General features: G+C 69.8%; 15 protein-coding genes and 2 pseudogenes. 9 read left to right on the plus strand and 8 right to left on the minus strand.

Annotation, left to right across the window (positions count from 1 at the left end):
* The first annotated feature begins 116 nt into the window (after nucleotides 1–116).
* A complete protein-coding gene (locus IEZ17_RS07975; RefSeq protein WP_189297899.1) occupies nucleotides 117–800 on the plus strand; it encodes an ATP-binding cassette domain-containing protein in 684 nt (227 codons plus the stop codon).
* Nucleotides 797–2,524 carry a hypothetical protein gene (locus tag IEZ17_RS07980; RefSeq protein ID WP_189297900.1) on the plus strand — a complete coding sequence of 576 codons (1,728 nt, stop codon included), beginning with the start codon at nucleotides 797–799 and terminating at the stop codon, nucleotides 2,522–2,524. The genes IEZ17_RS07975 and IEZ17_RS07980 overlap by 4 nt, the downstream gene beginning before the upstream one ends.
* Here IEZ17_RS07980 and IEZ17_RS07985 read toward each other — a convergent pair.
* Nucleotides 2,514–3,026, minus strand: coding sequence for a hypothetical protein (locus IEZ17_RS07985; protein WP_189297902.1), 513 nt, complete (start codon nucleotides 3,024–3,026; stop codon nucleotides 2,514–2,516). The genes IEZ17_RS07980 and IEZ17_RS07985 overlap by 11 nt on opposite strands.
* A 493-nt stretch (nucleotides 3,027–3,519) precedes the next feature.
* On the opposite strand from IEZ17_RS07985, the gene IEZ17_RS07990 reads away from it, so the two are divergent.
* Nucleotides 3,520–3,954 (plus strand): hypothetical protein, encoded by a 435-nt coding sequence (locus IEZ17_RS07990; protein ID WP_189297904.1) that lies wholly within the window; start codon nucleotides 3,520–3,522, stop codon nucleotides 3,952–3,954.
* A gap of 217 nt (nucleotides 3,955–4,171) precedes the next feature.
* Nucleotides 4,172–6,079 carry a YncE family protein gene (locus IEZ17_RS07995; protein ID WP_189297906.1) on the plus strand — a complete coding sequence of 636 codons (1,908 nt, stop codon included), beginning with the start codon at nucleotides 4,172–4,174 and terminating at the stop codon, nucleotides 6,077–6,079.
* Nucleotides 6,080–6,740: 661 nt separating this feature from the next.
* Here the strand turns inward: IEZ17_RS07995 and IEZ17_RS08000 are convergent.
* Nucleotides 6,741–7,772: an NAD(P)H-dependent flavin oxidoreductase gene (locus IEZ17_RS08000; protein ID WP_229852031.1), complete on the minus strand. Its 1,032-nt coding sequence runs from the start codon at nucleotides 7,770–7,772 to the stop codon at nucleotides 6,741–6,743.
* Nucleotides 7,773–7,923: 151 nt separating this feature from the next.
* On the opposite strand from IEZ17_RS08000, the gene IEZ17_RS08005 reads away from it, so the two are divergent.
* A complete protein-coding gene (locus tag IEZ17_RS08005; RefSeq protein WP_189297910.1) occupies nucleotides 7,924–8,268 on the plus strand; it encodes a winged helix-turn-helix transcriptional regulator in 345 nt (114 codons plus the stop codon).
* 348 nt (nucleotides 8,269–8,616) lie between these two features.
* Here the strand turns inward: IEZ17_RS08005 and IEZ17_RS08010 are convergent, their stop codons facing one another.
* Nucleotides 8,617–9,774 carry a Dyp-type peroxidase gene (locus IEZ17_RS08010; RefSeq protein ID WP_189297912.1) on the minus strand — a complete coding sequence of 386 codons (1,158 nt, stop codon included), beginning with the start codon at nucleotides 9,772–9,774 and terminating at the stop codon, nucleotides 8,617–8,619.
* 87 nt (nucleotides 9,775–9,861) lie between these two features.
* On the opposite strand from IEZ17_RS08010, the gene IEZ17_RS08015 reads away from it, so the two are divergent.
* On the plus strand, nucleotides 9,862–11,202 hold the full coding sequence (locus IEZ17_RS08015; protein ID WP_189297913.1) for a right-handed parallel beta-helix repeat-containing protein: 1,341 nt from the start codon (nucleotides 9,862–9,864) through the stop codon (nucleotides 11,200–11,202).
* A 7-nt stretch (nucleotides 11,203–11,209) separates the two neighbouring features.
* Here the strand turns inward: IEZ17_RS08015 and IEZ17_RS08020 are convergent, their stop codons facing one another.
* From IEZ17_RS08020 to IEZ17_RS08030, 3 genes and pseudogenes are all read right to left on the minus strand, one after another.
* Nucleotides 11,210–11,905, minus strand: coding sequence for a hypothetical protein (locus tag IEZ17_RS08020; protein ID WP_189297915.1), 696 nt, complete (start codon nucleotides 11,903–11,905; stop codon nucleotides 11,210–11,212).
* Nucleotides 11,906–12,191: 286 nt separating this feature from the next.
* Nucleotides 12,192–14,615, minus strand: a complete 2,424-nt coding sequence (locus tag IEZ17_RS08025; RefSeq protein ID WP_229852087.1) for an SdrD B-like domain-containing protein — start codon at nucleotides 14,613–14,615, stop codon at nucleotides 12,192–12,194.
* 588 nt (nucleotides 14,616–15,203) lie between these two features.
* Nucleotides 15,204–15,740, minus strand: a pseudogene (locus IEZ17_RS08030) (alcohol dehydrogenase catalytic domain-containing protein); the annotation flags it as partial.
* On the opposite strand from IEZ17_RS08030, the gene IEZ17_RS08035 reads away from it, so the two are divergent.
* Nucleotides 15,639–16,046, plus strand: a complete 408-nt coding sequence (locus tag IEZ17_RS08035; RefSeq protein ID WP_229852096.1) for an acyl-CoA-like ligand-binding transcription factor — start codon at nucleotides 15,639–15,641, stop codon at nucleotides 16,044–16,046. The pseudogene IEZ17_RS08030 and the gene IEZ17_RS08035 overlap by 102 nt on opposite strands.
* A 206-nt stretch (nucleotides 16,047–16,252) precedes the next feature.
* Here the strand turns inward: IEZ17_RS08035 and IEZ17_RS08040 are convergent, their stop codons facing one another.
* Entirely contained in the window at nucleotides 16,253–17,287 is a 1,035-nt protein-coding gene (locus IEZ17_RS08040) for a helix-turn-helix transcriptional regulator (protein WP_189297918.1), read from the minus strand.
* A gap of 90 nt (nucleotides 17,288–17,377) precedes the next feature.
* Here IEZ17_RS08040 and IEZ17_RS08045 point away from each other — a divergent pair, with 90 nt between their 5' ends.
* Both IEZ17_RS08045 and IEZ17_RS45220 read left to right on the plus strand, forming a co-directional pair.
* The gene (locus IEZ17_RS08045; protein ID WP_189297920.1) at nucleotides 17,378–18,652 is read left to right on the plus strand and encodes an FAD-dependent oxidoreductase; all 1,275 of its coding nucleotides are present in this window, start codon (nucleotides 17,378–17,380) and stop codon (nucleotides 18,650–18,652) included.
* Nucleotides 18,653–18,755: 103 nt separating this feature from the next.
* A pseudogene (locus IEZ17_RS45220) lies at nucleotides 18,756–18,876 on the plus strand (IS630 family transposase); the annotation flags it as partial.
* A 19-nt stretch (nucleotides 18,877–18,895) separates the two neighbouring features.
* Here the strand turns inward: IEZ17_RS45220 and IEZ17_RS08050 are convergent.
* A complete protein-coding gene (locus IEZ17_RS08050; protein ID WP_189297922.1) occupies nucleotides 18,896–20,563 on the minus strand; it encodes a serine/threonine-protein kinase in 1,668 nt (555 codons plus the stop codon).
* Nucleotides 20,564–20,677 lie beyond the last annotated feature (114 nt).

Here is a 20,677-nt window from a genome sequence, read left to right on the forward strand (position 1 = left end):
TCCCGGATCGCAGAGCAACCGCGTGTTCATGTCCAGGCTCTGGAGCAGCAATTGATCGGTGGATCGAGGCTTAGAGTCGGGAGGCCCGGACGAACCCCGAACCCGCTGGAGGCGGCATGGCTCTGCTCCACCTGCGCAAGATCAGCCGCGACTACGGCGAGCGCAAGGCACTGCACCCCATCGACCTGGAGTTGGAAGCGGGCGGCTGCATCGCGTTGTTCGGACACAACGGCTCCGGCAAGTCCACGCTGCTGCGCATCGCCAGCGGCCGTGATGCGCCGACCAGCGGTACGGCGCTCTTCGCGGGGCGTAAGGCGGACGAGGACGATCCGGTGGTGAGGGCACGGGTCGCGGTGGTCGGCGACATGGCCGCCTGCTATCCGGACCTCACCGTCCGCGAGCACCTGGAGCTGGTGGCCGTCGCGCACGCCGTGGACGGCGTCTCGGCGTGGGTCGACCAGGTGCTCGCCGACCGGCGGCTGTCCGATCACGCGGGCGCGCTGCCCGGTTCGCTGTCCTCCGGGCAGTTGCAGTCGCTGCTGCTGGCGTCCGCGCTGGTGCGCCCCCGGGACCTGCTCGTGCTCGACGAGCCGGAGCAGCGGCTCGACCCGGACGCCCGCAAACGCCTTGCAGAGCTGCTGATCGCGGAGAAGGAGGACGGTGTGGCGGTGCTGCTCGCCACCCATCAAGCGGAGTTGGCCGAGGCGGTCGCGGACGGGATGATCGCGCTGGAGGACGGCCGGGTGATCGCGCGTGGCACTCCGGCGGCGGTGCTGAAGAAGCTGGGCATGCGGGCATGAACATACGCGCCGAGAACGCAGTGAACGCCGAGAACACAGCGGACACCGCGGAGGCCCTGGCCGAGAAGGAGGTGGAGGACGAGGTCTGGACGGAGGAGGACGACGACCGCACCGAGGAGACCCTGCGCTGGCTGCGCCGCAAGCGCCGCGCACACCACCGTCGTCGGCGCCGCGACACGGCCGTCTTCGTCTACTCCGTCGCGCTCGCCGCCGTCGGCTACGGCGGCGGCTGTACCGCCCGCTTCCTGCACTCGCTGCGGATCAGTGCCGACTACGGCGGGCTCGGCGGGCACGTCCAGCACACCCTCCCCTCGCTCTTCGCCGTACTCACGCTCGCCCTCGCCCTCGTCGCCGCGCGCGACGCGCTGTGGCGCGGCCCGGTCGTCGTGGACGGCCCCACCATGGCCTGGCTGCTCACGCAACCGGTGCGGCGCGCCGCGGTGCTGCGGCCCCGCTACCGGATGTCCGCCGCCCTCTCGCTCGGCACCGGACTGCTCATGGGCCTCGTGGCGGCGGTCGTGCTCCAGGTGATCCGTCTGGCACCGTTCGGCCTCGCGCTGCTCGCCGCGCTCCCGGCGGCCCTGTGCCTGCCGCCGCTCGCCCTCGCCCTCGGCGCGGCGGTGGAGCGCAGGCCCGAACTGGCCCGGCGTGTACGGCGGTTGACACCATACGCGGCGGTCATGCTGGCGCTGCTGGCCGGGCAGGTCGCGCTGGCCTTCACCGGGCACCGGCTCGCCGTGCTGGAGTGGGCCGAGCTGTGGTCCGGCCCGTGGGGCTGGGCCGCCCAACCGGTGGTCGCGGCCACCGGTGGTGGGGCGCCGGGCTGGCCGGTCGCGGTCGCACTGCTCGCTGCGGTTGCCACCGCGGCGTTCTGGTACGGCCACCGGGACGCGGCGCACGTCCCGGGCGCCCAACTGCGCGGCCGTGCCGCGACGATGTCGGCGGTCGCCTCCGGCATGTCCACGCTGGAGCTGCGGGCCGCCAAGCTCGCGGTCATCAACGCGGGCGGCGACACGCCGAGGCGGTCGATGGGCCTACCCGCGCCGCGCAGCCGGCACCTCATCGTCGTCTGGCGCGATCTGCTCGCCCTGCTGCGCACCCCGGGCCGCCTCGGGCGCGCGCTCGCCTGGGGTGCGAGCGGTGCGACGGCGGCCGGACCGGGCGCGGGGCTGAGCGGCGCGAAGGGCGTCCTCGGGCTCGTCGCGGCGCTGCTGTGCGGCTACTTCGCGGTCGGCGCGCTCGCCGAACCAGCCCGCGTCGAGTCCGACGACGCCCGCCGCTCGGCCTGGTCCCCGTTCCGGTTCCGCACGTTGATGCTGCACCACGCGATCGTCCCGGCGGCGCTGGGCGCCCTGCTCGGCGTGCTCGCCGCCGTACCGTACGCGCTGTCCGGCGCGCCCTGGCTGCTGCTGGTCATGCCGCTGTGCGCACCGCCGTTCGCAGCTGCCGCGGTCTTCGGCGCGTGCCGCGGCCCGGCGCGCACGGACCTGATGTTCATGGGCGCGAGCTCCCCGACCGGCGCCCCCGGCCCGTTCCTCTTCGCGGCCTGGTACGCGACCGGCCCCCTCGTCGCCGTCGGCGGCCTCACCCTCACACTGCACTCCACCCTGGCCCACGGTGCAGGCGCTGCCACCGCGGGCCGCGTCGCGCTGGTCGCCGCCGTGGTGACGTCCCTTCTGCTGTTCCTCGCGGCGCGCGCGGCGAACCGGTTGGTCAAGCACTGAGAGGTCGCCATGAGGCTCGATGCCCGTTGCAGGGTTGGCGTCGGGTGAGGCTTGCTGCTTGTGGGGTTCGGTGCGGGGTGACGGGCGGGGTCGGGCGAACAGGCCGGGTTCGCTCGCGGTGAGGGTTCCACGGCTGACCAGGCGCTTGAGCTTGGAGCGGATGCTTTCGGTGCTCTTCGGTGCTCTTCGGCACGATCGTCAGGTCGAGGGCCAGGCACAGGTCTCGGGCTCGCAGCGGCTCGTCGCTGTCGGCGAAGGCGGTCGTGATCTGCTGGTAGGCAGGGTGCCCCGGCAGCTCGGGGGCTGGTGAATTGCCGCTGCTCCGCCCGGTGTTGGACTCGTCGGGGAGGGCGGGAAGCGCCTTGCGGGTGATCCGCAGGAGCACCGCCCCTGCGTGCCCCACCAGCTGGGCCGGGGCGACGGTGGCGGCCTCGCCCGACTCCAGCGCCGCGCCGCCCCGCAGCCGCAGATCCTCCCGCGCTGCGAACACCAGCCGACGCATGTCCCGACCTTCGGCACTCACCCCCGACCAATAAACAGAAGACCCACCAGTTTCGGCTCAATACGGGGGACCACCGATTTGGCCAGGACTCAACGCAATCAGCAGTTCGATAACGTCCTGAAGTGGCCCCGCCAAGCTGGTCGTTGCAGGTCGCAGGCCGGGCCATTTCAGGGAATCGTTCAAAAGTAACCGACCGGGGATCATTTCCAGCCGCCATGGTGGCCTAAGTGGCAACGTCACAGCCGGCCCGCGGCCCGGCGAATGGCGAGAAACCGCAGGACCGAGCTGGATGGATCGATCACCGCGGGGGTAGGAAGGCGCACGATGATCCCGGTGCACACAGCGCGTGACACGGAACCGGAAATATTGCCACCGCGCCGGGGCGTACAAGTCTTCGAATGCGAAGAACTTGATAATGATTAATCATGGCGAGAAGGATCCCCCTCTTTGCAGGGGGGATCTGCGCCCACCGAGAGGAACCGGAGGGAAGTTCATGTCTTTCAAGAACATCTTCGACAGCGGCGGAAGTGAAGCCAGGTCCGCCGAAGAGTCCGCTCAAAAGGTCTCTGAAAACATTCCTGGTGCCCGGCCCGAACGGGAAGGGGTCGATCCGGAACTCTACGACGGTATTCCTGAAGCTGTGCGCGACCCGAAGATCATGCGCGAGACGTCGCCTGAGGCGCTCAGCATCATGAACAACTTCCTCACCCCTCTGTTCAAGAGCACCCAGACAGTAGCCGACAGGCAGCGGGCAACCAGCGAAAATCCTGAATCGACATCCGGTATGGCGTCTTCGGTCAAGGATGAGGCAGTCAAGAAGGTGAAGGTGGAGATCAGGGACGAAGACCAGCCGAAGACCAGCGACGAACGGCTGGACGAATTCAGAAAGGATAACTACCAATCGGTCAAGAACGTCAAGAGGAGCTGACGACGGGTCGGTCAAGGAGTGAGGGCCGATCGGGAAGTCGACTCAAGGGTCGGAGGACTGTCCAGAAGTCCAGGTTTCAGGATCCGGCTCTTGTGCAGCAGCGGCGGCCCCGCTCGGCAGCCTGGCGAGTTCTCGTTCGGTCACGCCAGGCCGGAAACAGCGCACAAACAATCACTGACACATCGTTGAGTTCTACTACGCGAGGAGACCGAAGGGTATGGGCGGCGCCACCAAGAACAACGTGAGTACAGCCTATCTTGGCGAACGATTTATGCGTCACCCACTGACGGGGCGCAACCTGAAGGAGTTGAACATCGCCGACAAGGCCGCTGCCATCCTGGAGCGGGACCAGGGCAAACTGAAGAGGAAGGCCGAGAGGAAATCGGCAGACGGAACGGACCGGTATGTCTCCCCTGTCGGGTTTTCCTTGAACAAGGGGCGATTCAGTGAATTTCCCGTTGGGGAGGCGGCGGCACACGAGCGCGGGTGGCGTGCCTATATGACGGTGGGGGTACCACTTGTCGAAGAGCGAGGCGACATTGTGCAGCCTCCTCCCGACGTGATCTCCAAGCAGACGTACGTCAATCGAACCGACCCCGTCCCCACCAAATGGTCACACACTGTCGAATTCTCGATTTCGAACACCATCAGCTGGTCGCTCCAGGGGCAGGTGCAGCTCACTTTCGGGGCAAAGGCCATCGCATCGCTGCAACAGCAGTTACAGAAGAGCATGGCGATGAACCAGTCCGAGAAGATTACCCTGAAGAACAGCAAAGACAACCAGGGTGCTGACGCAGAGTCCCAGTCGCAAATGACAAGTACCTCAACGGCCACGAGTACCGCCACGGGCACCGGGGAATTGTCGGCACAGCTGATGCTTGGGATCACTGCTTCTGTCAGTGGTTCGTTGACCACTGCGTTCAAGACGTCGTCCACGCTGAGCGGGGAAGTTGCCAGCCGGGTAGATGTCGTGGCCACGCAGCGACGTCAGGTGAGGAGGTTCGACTACGAATACCCCATCTCCTTCGGCGGGTGGGTCGCTCTGTATTACCCCGAGCCAGTAGAGGTCAAGGAAACCCGTCCGGACGGCCCGCAGGCCAAGGAACCGAAATACTCCAGGGTGATTGCCTGGAAGCTCGGCGAGACCGGCACGGCCACGGAGGCTTTCGACTTGACCGATGAGGGCAAGCCGTTCATGCAGAAAGGGGAAGCCGAGGTCGTATCCACCCTCGCCGGGGTGCACGAGGTCTTCGAGCTTGAAACGCTCAACTTCGACAAGAAAAATCACCCTCTTTACAAGGGCGGTAGCGGAGAGCAAGAGAGCCCGAGAGAGGCTCCCGTCGAGCTCGCCACCGGGTTGGGGACGGCGGACGGCCTGGCGCTGGACCTGACGAACCAGAAGGCGTACGTCACCGACCGGTACAACGGCGGCAAGCTGTACAAGGTCGATCTCGCCGGTGGCGGCACGGACTGGGTCCTGGAGAAGCTGGGCGAAGTCAACGATGTGGCGCTGGACCTGCCGGGCAACAAGGCCTACGTCACCGACTACAGCGGAAAGCGCCTGTTCACGGTGAACCTGTCCGACCGCTCCGCCTCCCCGGTCACGGTTGCCGAGGGTATGCGTGCGTACGGCGTCGCGCTGGACCTGCCGGGCAACAAGGCCTATGTCACCGACGTCGATAGCGGAAAGCTGATCGAGTTCGACCTCAACAGAGCCCCGGCGGCGAAGCAGCGCATCTGGGACGTGCCGAGGGCCGCTGGAGTAAAGCTGAACGGGGGCAAGGCGTACGTCGGGCAGTATGACCGCGGCGGCCTGTACGAGGTCGACCTGAAGCCGGATGGCGGCGCCCCGCGGAGCGTGGCCACCAACCTCGGGTACAGCGTCCGTGTAGCGCTGGACGGCGCGGTCAACGCATACGTCTCCGACTCCAGCGGTGGCAAGCTGCATGAGGTCGCCGTGGCCGACGGCGAGGCCAAGGGCCTTCAGCGCGTGGTGGCCGACGGTCTCGGCACGGTCTGCGGCGTCGGGCTCGACCGCGACAACGGCTGGATCTACGTCAGCAACCGGCAGGGCAAGCTGTTGCGGCTCTCCGGCGTGCTGCCCGGCGCCTCGCCGAAGTCGTAGCGCAGGGCACTCTTTCGCGGTGGGCGGGCGGGCATGGACGCCTTGATCATGTGGGTCGCCGAGGCTCACGTGATCGACGGGCGCTCATGCCCGCCTGTGCCATGGCGTCGCAGGGCGACCCGATCGACATCCCCGCCGGCGGCCGGGTGCAGCATGTAGGTCTCCGAGGGCTCCCACCGTCAGGTCAGGCGGGAGCCTCCCGGACTCCCTCCCGTACGCAACTCGGACACGCTGCACAACCGGACACGTCGGCTCGTACGTCGCTGCACATGGATGAGCTTGTACGCGGACACCTGCGAGGCAGCCCGACTCGGCTTGCTCATCGCAACGAAGGGCCTGTCGGAACCGGAAGTCGTTCCTCCGCGGGCGTGAGACCGCCTCCCCCATGGGCACCAGTGCAGTCACACGATTCTTTGCCTCCCGGTCGACCGCACGCGGTGGGGATCTTGTCGGCTTCAGAAACCCGTTGAGGAGCCCTCGTAACGCGATGCAACGGCCGGTCGACGACATGAGAGGTGTGCAGTGACTCGGGCCAATCTTGTGGAGATGGCGAGCAATCTGCCCGATGCCTGCGCAACACCGGGAAGGCCGTGGTCCGTGTCTGATCGCCGGTCGGTCCGGTACCGCGGCCGTGGACTCGCCAAGTCGCGCCGAGCGCTTGTCAGTTCGTCGTCGACCGGCCCTCGTGGTACGGGCTCGGCGGCTCGCTGCCGAGAATGCCGGCGGCCTGTGCCGCGATCGTCGTGACGATGTCCGCAGCCGACGCGGGGCGCGTGACGAGCCCGGTGATCTGCCCCGCGTACAGGGCCATCGCCTCAAGATCGCCGGATGCGTCTGCGGTGGGGATCATGTCGTCGTAGCGCAGGTGGCTGCCGCCATCGGGGGTGGTCGCCACCACTTCTCCCTCGCCGGGACGGTGCGGACTTCCGGGCCGCCCCGCGCGTTCCCAGGCGGTGATGGTGGGATTGCGCAGCGCACGGTGCGGCGCGTCGGGCCAACCGCCGTCGAAACAACGGGTGTACACCGTGTCCGACTCGGTTGCGTGTTGCACGCGGGCGCGGTAGGTCTCGTGCGTGTTCGCTTCGAGAGCGTTCAGGAACCGGGTGCCGAGCCACCCGGCCTGCGCTCCCAGAGCGAGCGCGGCGGCCAGGCCGCGCCCGTCCCCGATGCCTCCGGCGGCGATCACCGGGACAGGGTGCACCGCGTCGACCACCGCGGGCACCAGCGCCATCGTGGCGACCTGCCCCCGTACGTGGCCACCTGCCTCCCATCCCTGGGCGACGATCACATCGACACCGGCGTCGACCGCGCGGCGTGCTTCCTCGGCGCTTCCGACGGTGTGCAGATGCAGCGCACCCGCGGCGTGCACCCGCTCGTGCACGGAGGCCGGGTCACCCCAGAACGTGGAAACGATCGGCACGCCTTCGTCCAGGCACGCCGTCAGGACGTGGTCGACCGGAAAGTCCAGGACCAGGTTCACTCCGAAGGGGCGGTCGGTGAGCCGTCGCGTGCTGCGGATGCGACGGGCGGCCTCCTGGGGCGTGACCCAGGTCAGTGCGAGCGTCCCCAGGCCGCCGGTCCGGCTCACGGCGGCGGCCAACTCCGCGGTGGCGGCCGATCCGATCGGCGCTTGGATGATCGGCGTCGGGATCCCCAGTGTCCGGCACACCTGGGTCGTCAGGGCAGTGGCCACGGCAGCCCCCTCGTTTCGATTTCCGAAGCGGATCGCTGATGGTAGCGTACCGAAATTCGAAGCATCAAGCAGGGAGAGAGTCGGACACCGCGCCATGGCAACACCAAGACCCGGCAAGCCCGTTCGGGGCTCGACCACCGGTCGCCCCCTCATGGCCGCACTCGATCTGTTCGGACGGCGGTGGAGTCTGCGCATCCTGTGGGAACTGCGCGATGGCCCCCTCGGGTTTCGCCCCTTGCAGAAGCGGTGCGACGACATGTCCTCCAGCGTGATGCGGCAGCGCCTGACCGAACTGCACGATGCTCTCGTGGTTCACCAACTACCCGACAGCCGCTATGAGCTCACCCCACTGGGGCGAGAGGCATACGAGGCGCTTCGCCCACTCGTCCACTGGGCCGACCACTGGGCCGCGGTGCTGGAGACCGGACCGGCGGGCACACCGGCGGCCGGCCTGCCGAAACCGGTTTCGCGCCCCGACACCGCAGGCCGCGACTGATCGATACGACCCTGCGGGGCCTGATCGGGCGCATCAGCGCTACTTGAGGTGCAGGGCGGACGGCGCCCGACACCGAGAAGCCTTCCGCCTACCGCTCGAAGAGCTCGATGAGTCGAACGGGGTCCCCCTCTTCCCGGACCCTGTTCTCCCGGGTCTCCGGCAAACCAAGCACCGACGGCACCAGCCACCTCCACGGCCGACGCGAGCGGACGAATCGCCACCCTCTCTCCCGCGGCTGGACGGAGTTCGTGCCCACCCGACCCGAACGATCACGTTCGGAAAGCGGATGATTGCCGAGCCGCCGACGTCAGCGGTCTGATCGGGCCGAAGGGAAGAGGCACGGCGTGATCAGCCGAACAGCTGGGAGCCGAGCGGGTGTTGCCGGTCGAAGCCGGGGAGGATCAGGAATGTCGCGCTGGCGGTTGTGGTGGTGAATGGCAGCAGCGCGTCGGAGGTGTCCATGCGGGTGAGGGTGGCGGTGAAGGTCCTCAGGTCGTTCTGGAAGCTGATGAAGAGCAGGCCGGGGGCGGGCTCGTCGGTGCTGTAGGAGCGGCGGAGCATGAGGCCGGCGCCGACCACGGCGGCGTTCGCCCTGCGCACGTGGGCGTCCACGGGGACGAGATAGCGACCGTCCGGTGTCTTGGCGCCGAGTTCCGGGCCCGAGGCGACGGCGCCGCCGGAGAGGGGGACGCCGCTGGCCCGGCGCCGCCCGAAGACCGCCTCCTGCTCGGCTACGGACAGGGCGGCGAACCGCGGCAGGTCGAGTTCCATGCGCCGCAGTACGGCAAGGGTGCCGCCGGCGACCGCAGGGGGTCCGGCCAGCCAGAGGTCGCGTTGTTGTTCGGCGGTCGTGTGTGGGCCCACGATGCCGTCGATGAAACCGAGCGGGTTTCGTGGCGCGGTAAGGCCGTTGCCGACGGGCACGTCCGTACCGCGGCGTGCGGACTGCCGCCAGCGTTCGTGGAGGCGGTCACCGGCCTGGTCCAGGAGCGCGGCGGCGACGACCGGTAGGAGCAGCGGGTCGCCGGCGCAGATCTGTAGCAGCAGGTCACCACCGCGTGCCCGCGGGGCGATCCGCTCGCGGGAGAATCGCGGGAGGTCGGCCGCGCCGGGCAGCGAAGCCCCGGCCGTGCGCACCAGCCGGGGGCCCACGCCGACGGTCACGGTGAGGTCGCCCGGAGGCAGGCCCGACAGCCGCGGGTCGGTCCCCGCGATGAGTGCACGGATGGCCCGGCCGAGTTCGGCCAGTAACGGGCCGACGGACACGGTGGCACCGAGGTCGGCCACCACGGCCAGCAGGTTGCGCTGGGCCGGCTGGGGGAGCGTGATGCCTGCCTGGTGCGGGCCCGTCGCCGGAACCGGCATGGGTGTGGCCGCCGCGGCAGGGGCGTGCGGGCCTGGCCGGGCGGAGTCCGATGTGCACCCGGCGGTCAGACCGGCGGCCACCAGGGCGCCGGCGACATCGAGGAACGCGCGGCGCGACGGGTGGTGATCGGCTCGGTGCATGGTGTGCAGAGTGCCACACCCGAATCGTGCGCGCCGGTCAACCTCCGTATTCTGGCGGGGAATTGGGCGTCATGCCAGACTGGGATCATGCCTCGATCAGCTCTTCGCGTGGTGGCCGCGGTACTGGGCGCGCTGACACTTGTGGTCGGCTGCACCGGCGGCGATGGCGGATCGGGCAAAGGCCGGCGGCCGAGCGGTGTGCGGGTGACGATCCGAGTGCCTGCCGACGCCCCGACGATCTCGGCTGCGGTGTCGTCGGCCCGGCCCGGTGACCTGGTGCTGGTCGCTCCGGGCGTGTACCACGAGTCGGTGAAGATCGGCACGGCGCGCATCACCCTTCGCGGCGCGTCCCGGGACAAGGTCGTCATCGACGGGCGGTTGCAGCAGCCGAACGGTGTCGTCGTCGCGGCGCCCGGGGTGGCCGTGGAGAACCTGACCGTGGAGAACAACACGCAGAACGGGGTGCTGGTCACCGGTTCGGCGAAGGCGGCCGGCGGGCTGCCAGGGCATTCGGGCGGCTACGACACCGGCGATGAGCCCGTCACCTTCCTGAAGTCGTTCCTGGTCTCGTATGTGACCGCGACCCGCAACGGCCTGTACGGCATCTACGCGTTCTCCGCGCAGAACGGTGTCATCGAGCATTCGTACACGTCAGGCGGGGCCGACTCGGGGATCTACGTCGGGCAGTGCAAGCCGTGTCACACCGTGGTGCGGGACAACGTCGCCGAACTCAACGCGGTCGGTTACGAAGGCACCAACGCCAGTGGCGACATGTACGTGGTCGGCAACCGTCTGGTCGGCAACCGGGTCGGCCTGACCACCGACTCCGACCACCAGGAGAAGCTGCTCCCGCAGCGGGGCGCCGTCATCGCAGGCAATCTGATCGCCGCGAACCAGCAGCGGGCCACCCCGGAGCAGGCCGACGGTGGGTGGGGTACCGGCATCGGCATCGACGGCGGCAGCGACAACCGGTTCATCCGCAACCGCATCGCCGACAACAGCAACGCCGGGCTGGTGATCACCGCAACCGCCGACATGCCTCCGGTCGGCAACCAGATCCTGGACAACACGTTCACCGGCAACGGCGTCGACGTCGGCTGGACGTTCCCCACCGCCACGCGGGGACGGGACAACTGCCTGCGCGGCAACGATCTGCGGACCACAGTGCCCGCCCGGCTCGCGGCAACCGCGGCCTGCCCGCTTCCGGCCAAGTCGCCCTCCCCGGCCGGCAGATGGGCGATGCCGACAGCACCCGGTGGCATCCCGTTCACCGAGGTCGCGGCGCCTGGTCCACAGCCGCAGTTCCCCCACGCCTCCACTACGGGCGCCACCGCTGTCCCGGCCGTTCCGGCCCTGCCGGACACGGCAGGCATCCCGCTGCCGTCGGCGTCCCTGCTCGCCGCGGGCGCGCGGGTGCAGACCTCCTGAACAGCGGCTACCGCGTCGGGGTGGCCCCGGGTACCGCCTTGACCGGAACGTACTTCTGGGTGTCGAAATCGATGACCACCGGCTGCGACTCGGAACCCACGCTGACGCGGACCCGGTACATGGTGCCGCCCGGGCCGACCCAGTAGCGCACGCTGCCCGCGGTACCGGAGCGGTCACGGGAGGACGGCCCGGTCATGACGTCCACCCGATGCCCGTCCACCTGGTCTCGTCCCCACCAGGCGGCGCCGTTCTGCGGCAGCAGTTCGGCGTTGTCCGGCCGGTCGCTGCCGAGCCTGAGCGCGACGGCCAGCGAACTGTCCAACGAGCTGCCGGACGACTTCAGCGGACGCCTGTACCAGCCCGAGCGGGGCGGCGACGCGGGTGCGTGCGCCGGGGCGTTCGCCATCGGGTGGACGAGGACCGAGGCGGCCGTCCACTCGATCAGCCCGTCGCTGGACGTGTCGCGCCCGCTGCCGTGCACCACGCCGTAACCGAGCTTGCCTCGGTAGTCGACGGACCCGGTGACGATCAGCCCGCCGGTGGTGTCCGGCACGGTGATCGTCACCGCGCGGCCGTGCGCCTCGTAGTTGCGGAACCGTGTGATCGCCAGCCGGTTCGCCTCATCCGAAGTCAGTGCGCGCGGACCGCTGGGGCCAGAGCCGCCGCCGGCGACCAGGAACGCGGCCACCGCGACGGCCGCCATGCCGATGACGGCTGCCGCCCAGCGTGGCCGCAGCCATCGGCGTCGGTCAGCCGCACGGCCCGGTGGAGCTTGCTGGATTCTCACGCGCCGCACGCGGCTCGACGCTGACACTCTTCTGATCCACCCTCTCCATCACCACACTGCTCGGCCGCCGTGCGGTCGCGGTGACACTCGGCGGTCCCGTGACGGACGACGCCAAGGCCGGCCCCGTGGACCGGCCGAGACGTGATCTGCCCGACCGCGCCATCCGGATCGCGGGCAGGCAGATCACTGTTGTTCGGTTCGTTCAGTGTTTCCGGGCGCGGCGCTTCCGGCTCACGAACGCGATGACCAGGCCCGCTCCCACCAGCAGACCGGCGAGGGCGATCATCTCTGGCAGCCCGGACATGCCCGTGTGCGCCAGGCGGCCCGTGCTCCCGCCGGCCGGGGACGGGTTGGCGGGCGGCGCGGGTGACGGCGGCGTAGAGGCCGGCGGTGAGGTCGGGGTCGGGGTCGGGGTCGGAGTCGGGGTCGGAGTCGGAGTCGGGGTCGGCGTCGCCTTCGGGATGTACACCCCGGCATCGATCGTGTGATCGACCCCGCCCGGCTTGTCCGGCGCCGTGACAGGCGCGTAGCCGTTGCACAACCGACCGGTGGTCGGCGGCGTCACATTGGAGTCATGCGCACGGTTGGCACCGGCTCGCGGGCGGGTGAACCGCAGCGCGCTTGCCGGGGGCCGGCCGGGCACCTTGCTGGTGTCCGCGGTACACACGTCGAACTGCACCGTGTATTTCGCACCCGGCGTGAGCTGGTACGCGGCGCCGACGCCACCGAAGTAGTACTCGCCGGCGGCATCGGTCCTGGTCGTGGCGACCTGCTTGCCGCCCGCGTCCAGCAGGTTGATCGTCGCTCCGGGCAGCAGCGGTTCCGCAGGGTCCTGGATCCCGTCGTGGTCGCCGTCGAACCACACGAGGTTGCCGATCTGGATCGGCGCGTTCGCCGCCGCGTACGCGATGTCACCGAGCCCGCCGGCCTTGCCGAACCCGTTCTGTTCCTGACCGATGAACTGGTACGCGTTGGCGGCCGGGGCGTTGCCCGGGCCCTGACCGGTGGTGATGTCGTAGTAACCGGTCCCGGCGGTTTCGATGTTGACGGTCGGGTCGAACTCCGTGCTGACGACCCACTGTTGCTGCGGAATGTAGGCCACCGACCCCAGCGCGGTCTCCTGGTGCCCGCCGGCGAAGAAGTCGCCCGGGAAGTATTCGACGACACCGTTGCCCTGGCCGCCATCGGTGGCGCGGCTGGCGTGGTTGGGGCAGCTTCCGGTGCCTTCCCACGCGTATCCGCCGGCGGGACTGGCGCAGGCCATGGTGATGTCACCACCGGACATGCCGAGTTCCGGCGTGTTGTTCAGCGGGCGAGGGTCCAGCCCCTTCGCACTGAGAACGTCCATGAACCGGTCGCGGAAACCCAGGATCATCGAACCGTCGCGGGCGAAGGCGAGGGAGGCGAACTCCGGCTGCGGATCGATGAAGGCACCGCCCACCTTCCGTTCGTCCCACGTGGCCAGGGTGGTGTTCCACGGGTTCCAGTGGGTGGCCTGGGCGGCGTCGCCGGCACCGACGAAGACGGTGCCGCGCTGATAGGTGAGCGGGTGGGTCAGCACTGTGGTGAACCGCTTGCCGTCGTAGGCGTAGACGACGGCTTTCAGGTCCGCGCGCTGCTGCGTGCTCTCTGCGTCGCACACGCCGCCGACGTAGAGCGAGTTGTTGTGGGTGGCAAGGCCGAACGGCCGCCAGTCGCCCGGACTCGCGCACCCCGGGTCCGGGATCCGCACCGCCGCCTCGGGCACCGAGGCGGTGGCCCCTGTCGCGTCGAAGCTCACCAAGCTGCGAGTCAGCAGGTTCACCGCGTACAGCGTGGAACCGTCCTCCGACAGGGCCAGGCCACCGATGCTCTCCTTGCCCGGCGCGTCGGTGAACCCGGGATCCTTGATCATGTCGGCGGTGTCGTGCGGCGTCACGGCAGCGCCCGGCACCCGCGCGAACAGCTCCGGCGCACCCCCGCCGCCGACCGGCACCGTATAGATCGCGCCGCCGCCCTTCGGCCCGTACGGGGCGTACCGGCGGGCGAACGCGCTCTGGAACAGCCGGCTCCGGTACTTGTCGTACGCCAACCCGAACGTCGTGCCCACCTGGGCCTGCGTGTCCAGCGTGGCCGGGCACGACACCTCGGCAGGACACGTGCCTCGGGTCTTCGTCCCGAACGCCACCAGCGCCCGGGTGTCGGTTCCGTTGGCGCCATTCTGGACCGGTACGAAATACCGCGAGTCCGGCAGTGTGTAGTCGGCCGGATCCCACACCCCCGTCACCACCGAGGCGTTCTTTCCGCCCGACACATCCACGAACGACGTGAAGCTGTCGAAGTGGTTCCCCGCCGTCGATGCGGGCGCCGCCCGCAGATAGTCGCTGTACGGTGCCGGGACACTGACGTCGACGCGGTATCGGCCGCCGCTCAGCACCGTCGACCGCGACACCACGACCTTTCCCGTGGCATCCGTGACGCTGGTGACAGCGTGCCCGGCGGGGTCGGAGATCTCCACCTTCATGCCCCGCTGCGGGACGTCCATCGTCGCGTTGATCACGCCGGTGCCGAAGAAGTCGCGCAGCACCTCGACCGTCAGCGTGCCGTCGGCGGTCGAAGCCGCGGCCGGCCCTGCCGTCGCTCCCACGGCGCTGCCCGCCAGTAAGAGAACAGATAACCCTATGCGCCCCAGCGGCTCCACAAGCCGGCAGGCCGACCGGTGCGAGCCTCTGCCGAATCGGATCATGGCATCACACTCCACACTTCTCTTGTCATGAAAACGAAGCCCCTGTTTCTCGCTGCACGTCCACTTCATGGGCCCGAATGCGGACGCCAGTCGCCAATGCCACGGAAAGGGGAACCGTGCCACTGCTGTTGCGTGGACCGCTTTGTGGTGTCGTTTGAGAATGTTGTGGCCGAGTCGTAGGCGTCGCAGGCCAGAAAAGGCGAACACGCGTTCAGAGCCTCGGGCGTGACCGCCCTGGGTTGCGTGTTTGTGCAGCTCGATCACGGCACCCTCGCCCCCACCGCCGATCTCGCCGACCGCCATCGCGAGCAGCGCGCGAAATTTTATCCGCTGGAGTTTCGCCGGCACCAGCAGAACTCCTGGAATCCATCGGGATCCGCGATATTCCCCGAGCGCCAGAGAATAGCGACCGGAAGAATGTGCGACAGTGACGTGATGGCCGGTACCGGTCCCATTGGGTGCGTGACGCCGGTTGACGCGTCTGGGGTCGGCGCCGAGTGCGCGCAGTGCGTCCGCCTTCGCCGGATCGCCGGTCACCGCGGTGACGTGTGCGCCGCCCCGGGCCGCGAGTTGCAGGGTGAAGCGGCCCACGCCGCCGCCCGCGCCGGTCACCAGGACGCGCCGTCCCAGGATCGGGCCGATGCGGTGCAGGGCGCGCAGGGCCGTGCCTGCCGCGACGGGCAGCGTGCTGATCGGGCCGAGGTCGGCTCCCTCGGGCACGGTGCCGATCAAGTCCGTGTCCACGACGCGCAGTTCGGCCCAGGCGCCGTCGGCCCCCACGGTGCCGACGGGGGTGCCGACCGCGGGACCGGAGCCGTCGGCGGCTGCGCGGACCACCACGCCCGCGGCGTCCCAGCCGGGCACCGTGCCGGCTTCGCCCTCGGGGACCACATGGTGGACCTCGCCGGCGTTGAGGGAGAACGAGTGGACCTGGATCAGGGCCTGGTGGGCGGCGGGTTCGGGGTCGGCGCCTACCAAGACGCGCTGTTCGCGGCACTGGAGCAGATGACGGACGGGTGGGAGCAGCGCTTCCTGGCCAGCCGCAGCCTGGCCGACCGCACCCCCGCGCTGACCGCACACAGCCTGCGCCACTGCTCGGAGGTCTCCGCGAACGTCGTTCGGACCGTGGCAGACCGGCTGGCCGGGCAGGCCCCCGGCCGCACCGAACTGCGCCTGCTGCTCGACCTCATGCTGGCCGCCTGGCACTGCGCACTGGAGAGCTGGACCTCATCGGACGCCGCACAACAGGACCGCGCGGCACTCATCCGGCACATGCACCAGGCCTTCGCAGCAATCCCCGCGGTACTGGCCCTGGCGGTACAGGACAGCTGAGCGGGCGGGACTGCGTCCGCTGCTGATCCCGTGACGATCCTGCCGGCTGCGAAGCCGTCAGGATCGCACGGGGTCAGCAGGTGACTTCGTGTCGTCCGCTCAGCTGTCATCAAACCCTGTCGGCAGTCGTCGTCGAGCCTCATCGGATCGCCGCCGCCCCAACGCCCCGGATTTCCGGGTTCATTGGACGCCCGCGACGCCTGCCGTCAGTCGATCGTCGATGAGGGACGGGTCGGGCTGTTGCTGTCGCCGGTCTCTGTCATGGTGGCCCAGCGGTGTGCGAGGCGTCGGCCGGCCTGGACGAGTTCGGGCGGGCGAACGTCGGTGAGTTCGGCATCGAAAGTGGCAAGGATGCCGGCGATCCCGGCCCAGGACCAGGCGCCGAGGGTGAGTCGACAGTGGTCGGTGTCGAGGTGTTCGACGACCGAGCCGCCTGGCGCCCAGCGGGCGACAACGCCGGCGGGCAGGTTGAGTCGGGCGCTGCCGGTGCATTGCCAGGCAACGGGGGTGTCGCCGCGGTCGTGGGTGCCCATGACGAACTGGGCGAGGTCCTCTCCCGGAAGCTCGCGCGCGGTGAAGCGGTGCGTTGTCGGGCGGGGGCGGAGCCGGTCGACGCGGCGCACCCGCCACTCGTGGTCTGCGAGGTCGTAGGCGACCAGGTACCACCGACCGGCCCAGACGACCAGGTGGTGGGGCTCGATGCGGCGGGCGGGCAGGAAGTCGTCGTCGCCGGGTTCCGGGCGTGAGCCGTCGGCGCGCAGCGTTTCGGTGACGAGCACGTGGCGGTGGCGCACCGCGGCCCCCACGGCGGTGAGCGCGGTCGAGTCGATGGGTGGGGCCGGGAACTCCCAGTAGTTCTGAAGCCTGGTCAGACGCAGGGATTCCATGGACGCCCGCAGCGGAGCGGGCATCACCTGTTCCAGGGCGGCCAGCGCCCTCGCCGCGTCGTCCCCCAGGCCGAACACCGTGCTGGGCGCGGTCTGGAGGGCCACCGCGACCGCAAGGGCCTGATCGTCGTCGAACAGCAGCGGAGGGAGGGTGTGCCCGGCACCGAGCCGGTAGCCGCCGTCGGGGCCGTGGACGGTGGTGATCGGGTAGTCGAGCCGGCGCAGGGTCTCGATGTCGCGGCGGACGGTGCGCTCACTGACCCCGAGCCTGGTGGCCAGTTCACGCAGCGGCCACTGCCGGCGCGACCCGAGAAGGGACAGCAGCCGCAACGCCCGTCGTGAAGTGCTCGCCATCGCCCCATCATGGCCGGTACCGGCCACTCGGTGTCCACTACCGGTGGCATCGTCGGTCCACGAAGCCAACCGGCGGTGAAAGGGGACGATATGCGTGTCGTTGTGGTGGGTGGCGGGATCGGTGGGGTCGCGCTGGCCGCGGGGTTGCGTCGCCGGGGTTTCGAAGTGGCGGCGTTCGACCGTGACACCGAGGTCGCGGCGACGGGCGGCTACCACATCACCCTGGACGGGCGGGCGCAGTCGGCCCTTCGGGAACTGGTGGCGCCGGAGATCATGGAGCGTCTGCTGGCGTCGGCCTCGGCGCTGCGGCTGCGCGACCGCGATGCGTTCTGGGACCGCCGGGGCAGGCTCCTCGGCCACGGGCCGGATCTCAGCAGTGATTCCGGCGTCGATATCGACCGCATCACCCTGCGCACGCTGCTGGCCGAGGCGGTCGGCGATGATCTGCACCTGGGACGGACCGTGTCCGGCGTCGGCCTCGACGAAGACGGCACACCCCAGGTGCGGTTCACCGACGCCGCACCCGTCACGGCTGATCTGGTGGTGGGCGCGGACGGTGCCCACTCCCTCGTCGCCCGGCACCTGGCCGGAGGCCCGACCAACCGCCCGGCGGGCATCATCGGGTTCTCCGGCCGCACCCCCCTGGGAGACCTGAGCCCTCGCGAACAGCAGCGGCTCGGACCACGATCGGGGCTGGCAATAGGCCCTCGGGGCGCGGCGCTCTACGTCGGCTTCCTCGACCCGGTCGGCAACGCCGTGCTCGACGCACCCGAGCTGCGGATGTCCGTCACCACCGGACCCACCTACATCTGGGGCGGCATGTTCCCCGAATCCGCCGCCACCGACGCCCTGCGTGGGCTGCGTGACGGCGAGTTGCAGGCCGCGCTGCTGGACCGGTTCCGTGAGCGGGGCTGGGCCGAGCACACGCTTGAGGTCATCGCCCGCGCCGACCCGCACAGCGTGGCCGCATTCCGCTTCAACGCCGCCTCGACCCGCGCATCCGACCTCGCGCCATGGCCGGCAGGCCGGATCACCGCACTCGGCGACGCCGTCCACGCGACACCACCCACCGCCGGAATGGGCGCCGGCGCGGCCATCCGCGACGCCGCCGGTCTGCTCGACCAGCTGAGCGAAGCCGCCGACGGCACCACCGCTCTCACCGTGGCCGTCAGCCGGTTCGAGGCAGGCATGCGCCGGCGGGGCAGCGAGATCCTCACCCTGGCCATGAAAACAGTCCGCTGGATCCTGGCCACCGACACCCCACTCGGCGCCGCCGCCACCGCCGCGACCACCCCGATCCTGGCCGCAGCCGCCCGGTCCCGCCGCCGCGGCATGATCGGTGTCAACGCCCGGAAACGAGCATGACCATGCTGTCGGATTCCGGTGCCGATGCGCCGGGAACGTCTCCTGGCGCAGAGCACTCATGCGGAGGGTGCGGTGTTCCGTGAGGCCGCGCTCGACGCGAGCGTCTCACAGCCTCGACCAGCTCACCGCGCTGGTGAAGACACGGCCGAAAGGGATGCAGTACCGCCCCACGCCTCATCGAGGGCCTCATCGCCGAGACCGGGCTCAACCCCCAACCGCCGTAACCCCAACCGTTGAAGATCTCTAGCAGTGGACCGTCTTGCCGCTCTGGCGGATGATGTTGTCGGCGGACATCCAGCCCGCGTCCTTCGTCCCGGCGATGCGGGCGTAGATCCACTTGTGGCCGTAGGCGTTCTCGACCGAGCAGTGGAACCACAGCTTCGTGCCGGACTTGGCCGAGGCCGCGGAGGAGCACTCCTTGTAGGGCCCCGTGAGGACTTTGTGGTCGCCGGACAGGTAGCCGTACGTTCCCGGCTTCGGGTCGAGATGGTTCCAGCCGCCGCAGGTCTTCGGCACCGAAGTGGGCTTGGCCGATGAAGAAGCGGATGTGCTCGGCCTGGCGCTCGGCTTGGACGACGGAGAGGCGGAGGGCAGGGAGTTCCCGCCGTCGACCGTTCCACCGCCGCTCGGTTGACCGCTGCCGGCAGGGGAGTTGCTTGCGGAGGCGGCCGGCGGTTCGTTACCGCTCGCCCCACTGGTCAAGGCGTAGGTGACGCCGCCTCCCGCGATCACGACGAAGGCAGCCGCCGCCGCGATGAGGGTACGGCTTCGGCGCCGGCCGCTGTCGGCCGTGGTGGGGTCGGCGCCTGGAGCGTGACCGGCGGTCGGCATACCGGGTTGGGGAAGTGTGGGCGGCAGGCCGGAGGGTGGGTAGCCGGTGTACGGAGCCTGAGGTGAGGGGGAGGGGGGCTGGAACGTCGGTGCGGCGCTGAAGCCGGGGGGCGGTGTCGGGGCGGCGGCCCCGGGTGGGGGCGGTGCCGCGGACTCCGTCGATGTAGGGGCGGGGACGGGAGCCGCGAGAGGCACGGGGGTTGGCGGCGTGAGGTTCATCGTCCGGCCTGAGGCCGCTCGTTCCAGCATCTCGCGTGCCTGCTCGGCCGTGGGCCGGTCCTCCGGCGCCTTCGACATCAGGGCCCGTAGCACCGGCGTCAGCGGCCCCGCGCGCCGGGGTTCCGGCAGGGGCTCGGCGATGATCGCCGACAGGGTGGTCCACACGGACGCGCGGCGGAACGGTGCCGTGCCTTCCACCGCCGCGTACAGCGTCATGCCGAGCGACCAGATGTCCGACGCGGGGCTGGGCAGCGTGCCCTGCGCGCGCTCCGGCGGCAGATAGTCGAGGGAGCCGACGAGCTGACCGCTCTGGGTCAGCTTGGCCACGGCCTCGTCGTCGGAGGTTTCCATGGTGGCGATGCCGAAATCGGTGAGCACGACCCGTCCGCCGTGCTCCAGCAGCACGTTCCCCGGCTTGACGTCCCGGTGTAGTACGCCCACCCGGTGCGCGGCGTCAAGCGCGTCCATCAGCTTGGCGCCGATCGCCGCCGCCTCGTGCGGATCCAGCGGGCCGCGCTCCGTCAGCACCTCGTCGAGCGACGGCCCGTCGACGAGTTCCATGACGATGACCGGCAGGCCCTGCTCCTCGGTGACGTCGTGCACGGTGACCACACCGGTGTGCCGGATACGGGCTGCGGCCTGCGCCTCCCGCTGCATCCGGGTCCGCAGATCGCGCAGTTCGGGTGCGGAGGCGTCGGTGAAGGCCCGCAGGACCTTGACGGCGACCTCGCGGTTCAGCAGTTCGTCCGTCGCCCGGGCGACCACGCCCATGCCGCCGCGCCCGATCGTCGCGGTCACCCGGTACCGGCCCCCGAGGACCTTGCCTATCAGCTCATCGCCGCCCGCTTCCCGCGCCGTCACCGCATGCCCCGTTCCCTTACCATCCGTCGCTGTTCATCGTTCGCACCTGGCGCCCCAGCGTAAAGGCAGCTCCTCCTCGACCGACCGGCGGTCCGGTGTGGCTGGTGCTCGACC

Origin of the sequence: Streptomyces albospinus, from assembly GCF_014648695.1 — a bacterium.
GTDB lineage: Bacteria > Actinomycetota > Actinomycetes > Streptomycetales > Streptomycetaceae > Streptomyces > Streptomyces albospinus.